The 14,644-nt window shown below is 75.5% G+C and carries 8 protein-coding genes; 6 read left to right on the forward strand and 2 right to left on the reverse strand.

The annotated features are described in order from the left end of the window. Positions 1 to 8: 8 nt before the first annotated feature. The 6 genes from AB0A94_RS15795 to AB0A94_RS15820 are packed head-to-tail and all read left to right on the forward strand — an operon-like array spanning position 9 to position 11,965. Positions 9 to 401, forward strand: a complete 393-nt coding sequence (locus AB0A94_RS15795; RefSeq protein ID WP_361744567.1) for a GPW/gp25 family protein — start codon at positions 9 to 11, stop codon at positions 399 to 401. Beyond that, positions 398 to 3,502 carry a putative baseplate assembly protein gene (locus AB0A94_RS15800; protein WP_361744569.1) on the forward strand — a complete coding sequence of 1,035 codons (3,105 nt, stop codon included), beginning with the start codon at positions 398 to 400 and terminating at the stop codon, positions 3,500 to 3,502. Before AB0A94_RS15795 ends, AB0A94_RS15800 begins: the two co-directional genes overlap by 4 nt. After that, positions 3,499 to 7,311: a putative baseplate assembly protein gene (locus AB0A94_RS15805; protein WP_361744571.1), complete on the forward strand. Its 3,813-nt coding sequence runs from the start codon at positions 3,499 to 3,501 to the stop codon at positions 7,309 to 7,311. The genes AB0A94_RS15800 and AB0A94_RS15805 overlap by 4 nt, the downstream gene beginning before the upstream one ends. Further along, on the forward strand, positions 7,311 to 9,476 hold the full coding sequence (locus tag AB0A94_RS15810) for a hypothetical protein (RefSeq protein WP_361744573.1): 2,166 nt from the start codon (positions 7,311 to 7,313) through the stop codon (positions 9,474 to 9,476). Before AB0A94_RS15805 ends, AB0A94_RS15810 begins: the two co-directional genes overlap by 1 nt. A gap of 54 nt (positions 9,477 to 9,530) precedes the next feature. Then, positions 9,531 to 11,081, forward strand: coding sequence for a DUF6519 domain-containing protein (locus AB0A94_RS15815; RefSeq protein ID WP_361744574.1), 1,551 nt, complete (start codon positions 9,531 to 9,533; stop codon positions 11,079 to 11,081). Beyond that, the gene (locus AB0A94_RS15820) at positions 11,081 to 11,965 is read left to right on the forward strand and encodes a peptidoglycan-binding protein (RefSeq protein ID WP_361744576.1); all 885 of its coding nucleotides are present in this window, start codon (positions 11,081 to 11,083) and stop codon (positions 11,963 to 11,965) included. The genes AB0A94_RS15815 and AB0A94_RS15820 overlap by 1 nt, the downstream gene beginning before the upstream one ends. A 1,205-nt stretch (positions 11,966 to 13,170) precedes the next feature. On the opposite strand, the gene AB0A94_RS15825 is transcribed toward AB0A94_RS15820, so the two are convergent. Together AB0A94_RS15825 and AB0A94_RS15830 are read right to left on the reverse strand one after the other, a co-directional pair. After that, positions 13,171 to 14,421 (reverse strand): FAD/NAD(P)-binding oxidoreductase, encoded by a 1,251-nt coding sequence (locus AB0A94_RS15825; protein WP_361744578.1) that lies wholly within the window; start codon positions 14,419 to 14,421, stop codon positions 13,171 to 13,173. Further along, positions 14,418 to 14,627 (reverse strand): ferredoxin, encoded by a 210-nt coding sequence (locus AB0A94_RS15830; protein WP_361744580.1) that lies wholly within the window; start codon positions 14,625 to 14,627, stop codon positions 14,418 to 14,420. Before AB0A94_RS15830 ends, AB0A94_RS15825 begins: the two co-directional genes overlap by 4 nt. Between the last annotated feature and the right edge of the window lie 17 nt (positions 14,628 to 14,644).

A 14,644-nucleotide genomic window follows, 5' to 3' on the forward strand; every position in this document is an offset into this window, starting at 1 on the left:
CGAGTCCGATGAGTTCAGCGAGTCCACTGCGCCCCCGCAGCGACATCGCCTTCCCCTTCCGCGCCGACCGCCGCGGCCGCACCGCCCACGCCCGGCACGGCGAGCACGTGCACGACCTGATCGAGCAGCTGCTGTTCACCAGCCCGGGGGAGCGGGTCATGCGCCCCGACTTCGGCTGCGGCCTCCTCGACCTGGTCTTCGCGCAGAACAGCCCGGAGATCCTCAGCACCCTGGAACTGTCCGTGCACGCCGCCCTCCAGCGCTGGCTCGGCGACCTGATCGAGGTGGACGACCTCGACATCACCGGTGAGGACACCGTCGTACGCGTCCGGCTGTCCTACGCCGTACGCGCCACCGGCACCCGCCGTGAGGACGTCTTCGAAGGGAGGGCCGCCGCATGACCGGCGCCACCGTGTCCCGCCGCGCCAAGGTGCGGGCCGCCCAGCTGAACGGGGTCGACGCCGTCGAGGTCGGCGACGACGGGCTGCTGCTCACCGTCACCTTCCTCGGCAAGGCCCCGCACGGCCTCGGCCCGGAGAACGTACGGATCGACGGCGGCCGGCGTGTCACCGGCATCACCGCCGTCGACGTCAGCGTCGAACGCGAGGAGGACCCGGAACTCGACGACCGGCTCTACGTCACCCTCGACCGGGCCGGCGACACCTCCCGCTACCGGCTCTCCCTCGTGGAGGCCGACCCGTACGGGCGCCCCGGCACCCGCCCCTACCGCGGCTTCGACCAGCGCTACCACACCACCACCTTCGCCTTCCGCCCGGACTGCCCCACCCCCTTCGACGACACCCCCGGCGGCGACCATCCCGACCCTCCCGCCTTCCCCGCCACCCCCGTCATCGACTACACCGCCCGCGACTACGACACCATCCGCGAACTCCTCCTCGACCGGCTGACGCTCACCACCCCCGACTGGGTCGAGCGCCACCCCGCCGACCTGGGCACCACCCTCGTCGAACTCCTCGCCCACACCGGCGACCGCATCAGCCACCAGCAGGACGCCGTCGCCACCGAGGCCTACCTCGACACCGCCCGCCGCCGGGTCTCCGTCCGCCGGCACGTGCGGCTCATCGACTACGCGATGCACGACGGCTGCAACGCCCGCGCCTACGTCACCGTGGAGACCGCCGAGGACCACACCCTCGCGCCGGGCACCTTCCGGTTCGCCTCCGTCGACGTGCGCAGCCTCGACCCGCACGACCGGCCCGAACCCGGCACGGTCATCGCCGAGACCGACCTCGGCGACCTCGACGAACGCGGCTCGGTGGAGGTCTTCGAGCCCGTCCCGGCCACCGAGGCGCTGCGGCTGCGCGTCGCGCACAACGCCATCCGGCTGTGGAGCTGGGGCGGCGAGGTCCGTGTCCTGCCGAAAGGCGCCACCGCCGCCACCCTCCGCGACGCCTGGGTGGACCCCGAGACGTGCCGGGAACGGCAGCTCGACCTGCACCCCGGTGACGTGCTGATCCTGGAGGAGGTCAAGGGCCCACGCAGCGGCACCCCCGGTGACGCCGACCCCACGCACCGCCAGGCCGTCCGCCTCACCTCCGTCACCCCGGCCGTCGACCGCATCGAGGACCAGCCGGTGCTGGAGGTCACCTGGGCCGCCGAGGACGCGCTGCGCCTCCCGCTGTGCCTGGTCACCCGCGCAGGCCGGGACTGCCCGCCCGTCGAGGACGTCACCATCGCCCGCGGCAACGTCGTCCTCGTCGATCACGGCCGCACCCTCGACGGGCTGCCCGAGACGTTCACCGTGCCCGCCGACCCGGCCGTCGTCGCCACCTGCTGCCCTCCCGCCTTCGGCTGCGCCGACCCCGACGAGGGCAACGCGCCCGCCCGGCTGATCGACGCCCTCACCGACCGCACCGCCGAAGGGCACGCGCTCACCCCGGACGACGTACGGGAACTGTTCACCACCGTCGGGGAGCGGGCCGTCACCCGCGCCGGGATCGGGCTCGAACGGGCCGGGCAGCGGCACGAACGCGTCGTGCCCGGCACCGCGTACGCCCAGACCGCCGCGCTGCGCACCCTGCTCGCCCAGTCCGTGTACCCGGGCATCCGGCCCCGCTTCCGTCCCGTCCTCGGCGGAGCGCCCGTCACCCAGGCCGCGCCGTTCCCCGAGCCGGACACGGTCGCCGCCGGGCAGGCCGAGCGGATCGCCGCCATCCCCGGCCGGCTCCGGCAGCGGCTGGTCGAGCTGTGGCGCAGCGCCCGCGACCGCGACGGGCTCGACACGGAGGAGATCGCCGAACTCGCCGTCGTGTTCGGGCTGCGGATCCTGGAACGGCTGGAGCTGCGCCTGCACCCCGTGCGCGCCCTGCGCGAACTCCTCCACCGCTCCGACCAGTTGCTCGACGGCAAGCTCCGCCGCATCGAGGTGCTGGCGGCCCGGGCCCGCGCGGGCACCGTCCTCGACCCGCACATCACCTGGGAGATCGCCCACAGCTGGGGCCCCGGCTACGCCCGAGGGCTCCACCCCGACGAGGCCGTGCTGCGCGGCTGCGCGACCGGCGCGCTCACCCAGGACCCGCGCCGCGCCCTGCCCGCCGTACGCCTGTACGAGACCGATGACCGCGTCTGGGAGCCGCGCCGCGATCTGCTGCGCAGCGCCCCCCGCGACCGGCACGTCGTCGGCGAGGTCGAGGACGACGGACGGCTCGCCCTGCGGTTCGGCGACGGCCGGCACGGTGCCCGGCCCACCCCGGGCGCCCGGCTCGCCGCCCGCTACCGGATCGGCGGCGGCACCGCGGGCAACGTGGGCGCCGAGGCCGTCAACCACCTCGTCGTCCAGGACGGCACCGAGAAGCCGCCGGCCGTCGTCGTCCGCAACCCGCTGCCCGCCACCGGCGGCACCGATCCCGAACCGGTCGACCAGGTACGCCGGCTCGCCCCGCTCGACCTGCGCCGCACCCGGCTGCGGGCGGTCACCGCCGAGGACTACGCGGCCCTCGCCGGCGCCCTGCCCGGCGTCCAGCGCGCGGCGGCCGAGCTGCGCTGGACCGGCAGCGTGCGGGAGGCGCACGTCGCCGTCGACGCGGCCGGCGACGGCACCCCGTCACCCGAACTGCTGGACCGGGTCGCCCAGGCCCTGGAGCCGTACCGGCGCATCGGCCACGACGTCGTCGTACGTCCGGCCCGGCTGGTGCCGCTCGACATCGCGCTGACCGTGTGCGCCCGGCCGGGCCATCAGCACGGGCAGATCCTCGCCGAGCTGTACCGCGTGCTCGGCAGCGGGCGCGGCGGCTTCTTCCACCCGGACGCCCTGACCTTCGGCGAACCGGTGCGGCTCAGCCGTCTCGTCGCCGTCGCCGCGTCGGTGCCCGGCGTGGAGAGCGTGCGGGTCACCCGGCTGCGGCGACTGTTCGAGCCGGATCGCGGAGAACGGGAGGACGGCCTGCTGCGGCCCGGCCCGCTGGAGATCGCCGTCTGCGACAACGACCCCGACCGGCCCGAGCACGGCCGGCTGGAGATTTCCCTGGGAGGTGCCCGATGACCGCGACCGACGAGTGCGCCTGCGGCGGGGCGTGCGGCGGCGGACACGACGAGCGGCGGGCCCCGGCCCCGCTCCACAATCCTCCCGGCCGCACCGCCCTCGACTACCGCGTCGGCACCTACGGCTCCTTCTTGGCCGCCCTCCTCGAGCGGCTCGCCTCACCCGCGTACCCCGCCCTCGCCGGGCTGACCGTACGCACCCCCGACGACCCGGCGATCGGACTGCTCGACGCCACCGCCGTCCTCGGCGACCTGCTCACCTTCCACTCCGAGCGGATCGCCGACGAGGCGTACCTCCGTACGGCCGACGAGCACCGGTCGCTCGTGCTGCTCGGACGGCTCGTCGGGCACCGGCCGCGGCCCGGTGTCGCCGCCGCCACGCACCTGGCGTACACCCTGGAACGCGACCCGCGTGCCGAGACCCTGCCGGTCGTCGTCCCGCGCGGTGCGCGCAGCCACAGCGTGCCCGCCTCCGCCGACGAGGAGTCCCTGACCTTCGAGACCAGCCGCGACCTGGCGGCCCGCTGGGACCTCAACGAGCTGACGGTACGGCGGCGCCGGCCCTCCCTCGTGACCCCGGAGGACTTGGCACGCCGCTCGGAGCTGTTCGTCGAGGGCACGGCCAACTCCCTGCAGACCGGCGACCAGCTGCTGTTCGTCTTCGGGGAACAGGCCGGTGGGGAGCGGCTGCTGCTGCCCGTCGCCGGGGCGCGGATCGACCGGGAGGACGGGATCACCGCGATCTCGCTGCCGCGGTCGGCGCCGCGCACGCTCCGGGAGCTGGTCGACGAGGTACGGCGGTGGACCGCCGCCCCGGTGGGTCCCGGCGAGCCCGGTGCGGAGCGGCCCACGCCGGAGGTGCCCAACCCCCGGCCGGTCAGCCGCCTCGTCGAGGACTTCGAGGACCAGGTGCTGGCCCCGCTGCGGGACGACCTGGAAGGCATCCGGACGCCTGAGCGACTGGCGGCCCGGCTCGCCGAGCCGGTGGCCCGGCTGGGTGAGGCACAGGTGCTGGCCGCTCCGTACGAGGACGTCGCGGAGTGGTTCGTCCGGCTGGAGGCGGTGCTCGCCGAGATCGCCGAGCGGGCGTCGGAGCTGGCGCCCGCACAGGGGGAGGAGGCTGCCGCGACAGGTCGTTCGCCGTCAGGGTCGGTCCCTCCCGCGCGGCCAAGCCGCGGATCGACACGGTCCGCGCCCCTGGGGGGCGATGCGCGTGCCGCCGCTTTCCGAGCGCTCGCCGACGTCCTCCCCGCCCTGCGCGGCCGTACGCCCGCCCCGCGCGGCACCGCCACGAGCGGGTGGCGGCCCGACACCGCGCGGCTGCTCACCGCTCTCGACCCCGGCCTCGGCGGCCTCCACCCCGCCTGGCGCACCGCCGCCGTTCCCGGTGCCCGGCCCCTGCTGCGGGAGCTGCTGGCGATGCGGGTCACCGCCGCGCCGTTCGGGGCGACCGCGCCGCTCAAACCGGTGCAGGACTCCCGGGGGCGGGTCATCCGGACCGCCGACTGGCCGCTCACCGGCGCGGTCCTGGCCAGCATGCGGGTGGTGCTCGACACCGCGGGCAAGGTGCCCGTGCGGGCGGAGTTCCAGTACGTCGAGGGCACCGGCTCCGACCAGCGGGCCGAGAACCTGCCCGTGCCGCAGTCCGTCACCTTCCCCCTGGGCGCGGGGCGGGTGGACCTGCCGGGGCGGGCCGGTCAGGACCCCGACCGGAGCCGGCGCCCCGCCGACCCCGGCACCGGGGAGCCCGGCGTCACCGCCCGGCTGCACTCGGGGCTGCCCGAGCGCACCCTGTCCGTGTCCCGGCCCGGCGAGGACGGCCTGGTGCACGTCGTCGTCGAGGACGGCGCCGACCGCCGGGAGGTACCCCTGAGGCCGGGTACCGCCGAGCAGTTCACCCACGGCGACCACGAGGTGAGCCTGCGCTACACCGTCGGCAGCGCGGAGCCCAACGTGGAGGTGGTCGTCGCGAGCAAGCCGCAGCCCGTCAACCGGCACGTCCTCCAGCTCGACACCGTCCACGCCGGCATCACACCCGGCAGCTGGGTGGCGATCCGGCGCCCCGCCAAGGGCGCCGAGGGGGGAGTGCCCGGGGACGCGCGGCTGGCGTTCGTCACCACCCAGGTCGTCGCGGCGCGTACGGCGGCGTACAGCAACTACGGCATCACCGGCCGCGGCACCGAACTCACCCTCGCCGACCCCTGGCTGGACGAGTTCGACGTGCTGCTCTCGCACATCCGCGACACCACCGTGCACGCCGCCGGGGAACCGTTGCGCCTCGCCGACGAGCCGCTCGGCGAGGACGTGCACGGCGACGAGATCGAACTCGCCGAACTGTACGAAGGGCTGCGGCCCGGCCGCACGCTGATCGTCACCGGTGAGCGCAGCGACATCCCGGGCGCCGCCGGGGTCACCGCCGTCGAGGTGGTGACCGTGGCGACCGCCGATCCGGCCGTCGACCCGCACCTGCCGGGCGACCGGGTGCACACCCGGCTCACCCTCACCGCCCGGCTCGCCCACCGCTACCGGCGCGGGACCGTCCGCATCCTCGGCAACGTCGTCGAGGCCACCCACGGCGAGAGCCGTGAGGAGGCGATCGGCAGCGGCGACGCCGACCGCGCCGGCCAGACCTTCGCGCTGTGGCAGTCCCCGCTCACCTGGCTGGCGGACGACAGTCCGCTCGGCGCCCGGCCCGTGCTGGAGGTCCGGGTCGACGGCGTGCTCTGGCACGAGGCCGACAGCCTCGCCGGACGCGGCCCGACCGAGCGGGTCTACATCACCGGCACCACCGCCGACGGCCGCACCACCGTCACCTTCGGCGACGGCGTGCACGGCGCCCGGCTGCCGAGCGGGCACGAGAACGTCCGCGCCCGCTACCGCTTCGGCACCGGCAAGGCCGCCAACGTCCCCGCCGACCGCGTCACCCAGCCGCTGTCCCGCCCGCTCGGCGTCACCGCGGTCACCAACCCCCGCCCGGCGACGGGCGGTTGCGACGCGGACGGGCCGGGGCTGACCCGCCGGACGATCCCGCTCGCCGTGTCCGCCCTGGACCGGCTGGTCTCCGCCGCCGACTACGAGGACTTCGCCCGCTCCCGGGCCGGCATCGGCCGGGCCGCCGCACGTGAACTCTTCGACGGGCGGCGGCGCGTGCTGCACGTGACGGTGGCGGGCACCGACGACGTGCCCCTCGACCCGGACTCGGACACCCTGCGCGCCCTGCGCGGCGCCCTGACCGAGTACGGCGACCCGGGCCTCCCCGTCCGGGTGGACGTCCGCGAACTGGTCCTGCTGCTGATCTCCGCGAAGGTGAAGGTCGCTCCCGACCACACGTGGGAGATCGTCGAACCCCGGCTGCGCCGGGCCCTGCTGCGCCGCCTCGGCTTCGAGGGGCGGGAACTGGCCCGGCCCGCCCGGCTCTCCGAGGTGCTGGCCGCCGCCCATTCGGTGCCCGGCGTCGACTACGTCGACGTCGACGTCTTCACCGGCGTCCCCGCCTCCGCGGGACCGGCCGAACTCGCCGAACTGCTCCGCGACCCCGGCCCGCCCAGGGCGACGGTGGCCGCGCCCGCGGCGGCGTTCGACGAACGCGTCCACACCGTCCTCGCCGAGGACGGCGAGACCCTGTCGTCCGTCTGCGCCCGGTACGGCATCCCGCTCGCCGAACTGCTCCGCCTCAACCCCGGCATCACCGACACCCGGCGCCTGCCGCGCGGCCGGTCGGTGCATGTCTTCCGCGGCATCCGCCCGGCCCGGCTCGCCCTGCTGTCGCCGCGCACCGCCGACACCCTGATCCTGACGGAGGTCAAGTGATGTCCCCGGACGTCCGGTTCGAGAGCGCGGGACCGCCGGCGTCCCGCAACCCCGACTCCCTCGCCGACCTGCTGCCCCGCTGGCACCGGCTGCGCGACGCCGAGGAGGGCGAGCCACTGCGCGCCCTGCTCGCGGTGATCGCCGAACAGCTCGACCTGGTCCGCGACGGCGTCGAGCAGGGCTACGAGGACCTGTTCGTGGAGACCGCGGCGCCCTGGGTGCTGCCGTACCTCGGCGACCTCGTCGGCCACCGCACCCTGCCCGGATACGAACGCGTCCTCACCACCGGACTGCACACCGGCGGCCGGCCCGCGCTCGCCGAAGCGGTCGCCCCGCGCGCCGCCGTGGCGGCGACCGTCGCCAACCGGCGGCGCAAGGGCACCCTGCACCTGCTGGAGGAGATCGCCCAGCAGGTGGCGGGCTGGCCCGCGCGGGCCGTGGAGCTGTCCCGGCACGTCGCCCACCACCAGCCGGTCAGGCTGGGCGCCGCCGGTCACCGTGCCGCCCGCGGCCGGCTCGCCGACCTGCGCGACGGCGCGGCCCTCGACCCGGCCGGGGGCCCGTTCGGCGGCACCGCCCGCACGGTGGACGTACGGCGCGCCGACTCCGCGCGCCGGCAGGGCGGCTGGTCCCCGGCAGGCGTCGGCCTGTACGTGTGGCGGCTGAAGGCGCACTCGCTGACGTCCTCCCCGGCGTACTGCGTGGACCGCGCCCGCCACCTGTACACCTTCTCCATCCTCGGCAACGACACCCCGCTGGTCACCAAGCCGTTCCCGGAGCCGTCGCCCAGCCACCTCGCGACCATCGACAACGTGCCCGCGTTCATCCGGCGCAGGCGGCTCCGGGACCGGCTGCTCGACCACTACGGCCCCGGCAAGAGCTTCGTCATCCGGCGCGACGGCGAGGACCGGCCCGTACCGCCGTCCGACATCGTCGTCGCCGACCTGTCCGACTGGCGCTACCGACCCCGGCGCGGCCAGGTCGCAGTCGACCCCGAGCTGGGCCGGATCGCGTTCGGCGCGCGGTCGGCGCCCCGGCAGGGCGTGTGGGTCGACTACCACTACGCGGCCGCCGCCGACATGGGCGGAGGCGAGTACGACCGCCCCGACCGGATCGCACGGCCGGACGCCGCCCTCTACCGGGTCGGACCGGGCGAACCGTACCGGCAGATCATGGACGCCTACCGGGCCTGGCAGCACGACCGGCGGGCCGGACGCGCCACCGGGCCCGAGGGCATCATCGAGATCACCCACAGCGGCGCCCACCAGGAACAGCTCGACTTCGACCTCGACCCCGGCGACCGGCTCCAGCTGCGCGCCGCCGAGGGCACCCGGCCCGTCATCCGGCTGCTCGACTGGTACAGCAACCGGCCCGACGCGCTCAACATCCGCGCCGCCGCCGAGGACCGCGCCCCGCACGAGCGGCCCCGCGTCGTCCTCGACGGGCTGCTCGTCGCCGGGCGTGGCATCAACGTGACCGGGCCGATGGGCGCCGTCACCGTCCGGCACTGCACCCTCGTGCCCGGCTGGTCGCTGGAGCCCGAGTGCGAACCGCACTCGCCGGAGGAGCCCAGCATCGTGCTGGAACGCACCACCGCCTGCCTCCGGATCGAGCACAGCATCCTTGGCACCATCGAGGTCATCGGCGACGAGGTGAGCGAGGACCCCCTCGCCATCCACCTGCGCGACAGCATCCTCGACGCCACCGCCGACGACCGCGAGGCGCTCTCCGCGCCGGACTGCCGGCACGCCCACGCCGTGCTCCACCTGCACCGCACCACCGTCATCGGCGACGTGCACACCCACGCCGTGGAGATCGCCGAGAACTCCGTCCTCACCGGCCGGCTGCACGTGGCCCGCCGCGGCACCGGCCGGATGCGGTACTCGTACGTCCCGCCGGGCTCCCGCACCCCGCGCAGGCACCGCTGCCGGCCCGACCTGACCCCGGGCGTGCGGCCGCTGTTCGTGTCCCGGCGCTACGGGACGCCCTGGTACGGGGTGCTGTCCGACCGGTGCGCCGAGGAGATCCTGCGCGGCGCGGACGACGGCGCCGAACTCGGTGCCTTCCACGACCTGTACCGGCCGCAACGCGAGGACGGGCTGCGGGCGCGGCTCGCCGAGTACACGACCGCGGGCACGGACGCCGGGATCTTCTTCGTGACGTGAGCCGCGGCATCACCGACTCCAAGCGCTCTTTCCCGAACCAGGGGGACTCCCTTCATGCACGCTGACCTTTCCCGCCTCACGTTCCGTCCGGAACGGCACTACGCGGCGGTCGTCGCCCAGCAGGGCCGCGTCCAGCTCGACGCCGACACCAACGAGCAGACCGCGATCCAGCTCCACCAGACCCGCACCCTCGCCGCCGACCTGATCGGACCCCACGGCGGCCCCCGCGACGCGGCCGGCTTCCGCATCGACTACGTCGGCGGCCGGCACGACCTCGACACCCTGCACATCCACGGCGGCCGCTACTACGTCGACGGCATCCTGTGCGACGCCGACCGTCCGGCACCCGGCGTCCCCGTCCCCGACGAGGGCGACCAGGAGGCCACCACCCCCGAGACGCCCGCCCACTGGACGTACTGGGACCAGCCGGACGCCTTCCTCGACCCGGAACGCCCCGGCGACCGGCTCCCCTCGCCCGCCTCCGCGCCCTTCGTGGTCTACCTCCAGGTGTGGGAGCGCACCGTCACCGCCGCCGAGGACCCGGCGCTGCGCGAGGTCGCCCTCGGCGCCGCCATGCCGGACACCGCCGCCCGCGTCAAGGTCGTCTGGCAGGTGCTGCCGCTGCCCCTCGGCGCGCTGGAGATCGAGGAGAGCGAACCGTCCAAGGAGACCGTTCGGGCCGCCTTCGCACGCTGGGCCCGGCGCCGGTCCGCCCCCTCCGCCCGGCTCGCCGCCCGCGCCGAACGGCCCGGCCACGCCGACGAGGACCCGTGCCTGGTCAGGCCCGACGCCCGCTACCGGGGCGCCGAGAACCAGCTGTACCGCGTCGAGGTGCACGCGGGCGGCGAGGCGAAGGACGCCACCTTCAAGTGGTCCCGCGAGAACGGCTCCGTCGTCCTCCCCGTCGACGAGATCGACGGCACCTGGGTGCACCTGGCCACCCTCGGTCACGACGACAGGCTCGACCTGGACGTCGGCGACCACGTCGAACTGACCGACACCGCCCACGCCTCCCGCCTCGACACCCTGCCGCTGCTGCGGGTCGAGGAGCTCGACCTGCCCGGCCGCCGCGTCCGGCTCTCCGCCGAACCCGCGCCCGGCGTCGGCCGACTGCCCCACCTGCACCCCTTCCTGCGCCGCTGGGACCACCACGCGGGTCCCCGGCGCAAGGGTCGCACCACCGCCCTGCGCGGCGGCGCCGTCCCCGTCACCGAAGGGGAGTGGCTGGCCCTGGAGGACGGCGTCGAGGTGTACTTCGCCGCCGGCGGCACCTACCGCACCGGCGACCACTGGATCATCCCCGCCCGCACCGCCACCGGCGGCGTCGAGTGGCCCACGGACACCGCCCGCCGCCCACTGCTCCAGGCCCCCGCCGGAATCACCCGGCACCACGCCCCGCTGGCCCTGGTCAAGGGCGAGCACGGCGCGGTGGACCTGCGCCTCGCCTTCGCCCCGCTGGCCACCGGCGTGCCCGCCGCGGACGAGGCCGCGCTCGCCGCGGAGGAGCAGGCCCGCCGCGAGGAACAGGCCGCCGAGGCCCAGTCCGCCGACACCCCGCCCCAGCCCGGCGCCGACCCGGGCGACACCACGCGAGGAGACCAGTGATGGCCAGACCGATCAGCGCGTCCACGATGGTGGAGATCCTGCGGGCCGAGGGCCTGACGGTCCACGAGGTCCGCAACTGGCGCACCCACAACCGCAACGGCAAGGGCCCCTGGGGCCCGGTCAACGGTGTGATGATCCACCACACCGTCACCTCGGGCACGGCCCGTTCCGTCGACATCTGCTACGACGGCTACTCCGGGCTGCCCGGCCCGCTCTGCCACGGCGTCATCGACAAGAAGGGCCACGTCCACCTCGTCGGCAACGGCCGCGCCAACCACGCGGGCCTCGGCGACGGCGACGTGCTGCGCGCCGTGGTCAACGAGACCGCGCTGCCCCCGGACAACGAGGCCGACACCGACGGCAACCGGCACTTCTACGGCTTCGAGTGCGTCAACCTCGGCGACGGCAAGGACCCCTGGCCCGAGGCGCAGAAGGAGGCCATCGAGAAGGTGGCCGCGGCGATCTGCCGCCACCACGGCTGGTCCGAGCGGTCCGTCATCGGCCACAAGGAGTGGCAGCCGGGCAAGGTCGACCCGCGCGGCTTCACCATGGACGGCATGCGGCAGCGCATCCGCGAACGGCTGCGCGGCGGGGGCGGGACCCGGCCCGCGCCGACGCCGCCGAAGCCCGCCTACGAGCCGTTCCCCGGCAGCGGGTTCTTCCACGCCGGGCAGAACTCGCCCATCATCACCGCCATGGGCCGCCGGCTGGTCGCCGAGGGCTGCGGCCGCTACGAGGAGGGCCCCGGCCCCGAGTGGTCGGAGGCCGACCGCCGCTCCTACGCCGCCTGGCAGCACAAGCTCGGCTACCGCGGCAAGGACGCCGACGGCATCCCCGGTCGCACCAGCTGGGAAAAGCTGAAGGTGCCGGACGTGCGGAACTGAGCAGTTCCCTCTCGGGGCCGGGGTGAGATGCCGCGGCCGATCGGGGTGTGGGGGAGTGGCGGCCGGTCGCACAGCTCCCGCACCCCTGGGGGCGGGGTGACGCGGCGCGTGTGGTGGGTGCGGGGTGCCGTGGCTGGTCGCGCGGGGCCTCGCACCCCTGGGCGCCGAGGGGGCGGCTCTCGCGCGGCCCCCGGCCGGCCGGGCCCCCGCCGGCGCGGACGCGGGGACGGCTACGCCCGTGCCCCCACAGTGAGCTGTGCACCCCGGTGGTGAAGGCGTCGGCGACCGCGTCCGTCACCCCGGCGGGGGAGCGTCGTGCGGAGCCGCTGCCGCCGGCACCGACCCGAGCCTCCTCACCTTCACCCCGATCACGGATCGATCGGACGGAGTGAGAACGTTTCGGGAGTCCGGAAGTCACGCCACAGGGCTGAACAGCACCTCAAGCTGGAAGAACGACTCGGGCCTCTTCGGCGGCCTGGTGCCGGTAGCAGCCGGAGCGGAAAACCCCCAGGATCCGGCACAGCCGCTCGACGCCGAAGTCGGCGCGGTTCTCGGAGATGAAGTCCCAGCGGGGGGCCTCACTTCACCTCCCCGGCGAGACAGGCGGCCGCCCGGCGCAGGATTTCGCGCTCCAGTCGTCACTCCTTTTCGGCCTTCGCAAGCCTGGCGTTCCCTGTCCGCAGCCGGGTCAGCTCGGCGGCCTGACTCTCCGGGCCGCTCCCGCCTTGGACGGTCGGCATCTCCTCGGGACCGCGCGTCCTCGGCCGTACCGGTCCGTGCGCGCTCCGGGGCGCAACCGACGCCTGGCCCGCCGACCGTACCGGCCGGGGGACAAGGGGGAGGCGGACGAGGCCTTCATCAAGGTCGGCGGAAGGACCCGCCACCTGTGGCGGGCCGGCGTCCGGGACGGGACGGTTCCGGACACGCGCGTCCGGAACCGCCCACGACGGGCAGCGGCCGGGTACCTCCTCCAGGCGCCGCCGCCCCCCCCACGGCACCGTCTCACCGGCAGTCGGCAGTCGGCACCTGGCACCGCGACCGGATGACCGGTCGCTTCACCGCCTGTGACGAGGTCGCCGGTCTGCCTGCCACGGCCCGGGTGGGCTCCGTGCCTCCCCGGCAAGGCGACGACGCCGGGAAGTGGAAGGAAGCGGAGCGGGGCCGTGCCCGGGGAGTGCCGGGACGGTCCGCTCCGCTCGGTTCCTTCACGTGGCGGCCGGTGCTTTCGGCGCCGTCACGGGGGCCAGGCGCTCCTCCAGCGCGGAGCGGTAGGAAGCCAGCCGCCCTGTCCGTCCGATGGTCAGCGCTCCGACCAGCCGGCCCGCACGGTGGTAGCTGATCTCCAGTCGGCGGCCCGCCAGGTCGTGCTCCACGACCCGCGTCTCGTCGGCGACGCCGGGCAGGCCCACCGAGCGGATCCTGGCGCCGTGCAGGTCCGACCAGAAGGACGGCACGGCCGCGAACGGCCCGGGTGCCCGGGCCGGGTCCTGCGCGGCCAGGAGCGTGGCGGCGGCCGCCGCCCCCTGCTCGACGGCGTCGGTCCAGTGGCCGAGCGCCAGGCGTTCACCGTCGGCCAGCGGCTGCGGCACGCGCGCCACGTCACCGGCCGCCACCACGTCGGGCACGACCGAACCGTCGGCGCGCAGAACGCGCAGACGGGGGTCGCAGTGGACGCCGCCGTCGTGGGCGAGGCCGGAGCCGGCCAGCCAGCCCGTCGACGGCACCCCGCCCAGCGCCAGGACCGCCGTGTCGGTCCGGACCGTGGTGCCGTCGCGGAGGCGGACGCCGGCCAGCCGGCCGTCGGGCCCGGTCAGGAAGCCCTCGACGGTGGTGCCGGTCCTCAACACGATGCCCGCCTCGCGGTGGAGCGCGGCGACGTAGGCGCCCGCGGTGGTGCCGATGGCGCGCTCCAGGGGCTGGGACGCGGCTTCGACGAGCGTGACGTCCAGTCCGCGCTCGCGGGCGGCGGCGGCGATCTCGCCGCCGAGGAATCCGGCGCCGATGACGACGAGCCGCCCTCCCGCGGCCAGCGCGGCCCGCAGGGCGAGCGCGTCGTCCCAGCCGCGCAGGGTGACCACGCCGGCCGGTGGCGGGGGCTTCGCGGCCGGCCAGCCGCGGGCGGCCGATCCGGTGGCGATGACCAGCCCGTCGTACGGCAGCCGCGCGCCGTCCGCGAGGGTGACGGCCCTTGCCGCGAGGTCCAGGCGGACCGCCGCCTGCCCGAGCCGCCAGCGGGCCTCCAGCCCGTGGGGCACGGGCAGTTCGGTGCCGGGCGGCCGGTCGGAGGCGGTCAGCACCCGCTTGGACAGCGGCGGCCGGTCGTAGGGCGGATGCGGTTCGTCGCCCACGATGGTCAGGGCACCGGTGAAACCCCGCTCGCGCAGGGTCCGGGCCGCCCGCAGTCCGGCGAGCGAGGCACCCACGACGACCAGTTCGCGACGGTCTCCGGCTCTCATGAGGCGGCCGGTGGGGCGGCCGGCGAGACGGTGACGGCGCGGACCGGGCAGACGGCCGCGGCCTTCTCGGCCTTGTCGAGCAGCGTGTCGGACGGGGCAGCCTCGTGGACGAGGCGGTCGTCGTCGTCGAAGGAGAAGATTTCCGGCGCGGCGAAGACGCACTGTCCGTGGCTCTCGCAGAGGTTCATGTCCACGGTGATCTGCATGGTCGCTCCGTAGGGGT

Source organism: Streptomyces sp. NPDC044984 (genome assembly GCF_040646935.1).
Lineage (GTDB): Bacteria > Actinomycetota > Actinomycetes > Streptomycetales > Streptomycetaceae > Streptomyces.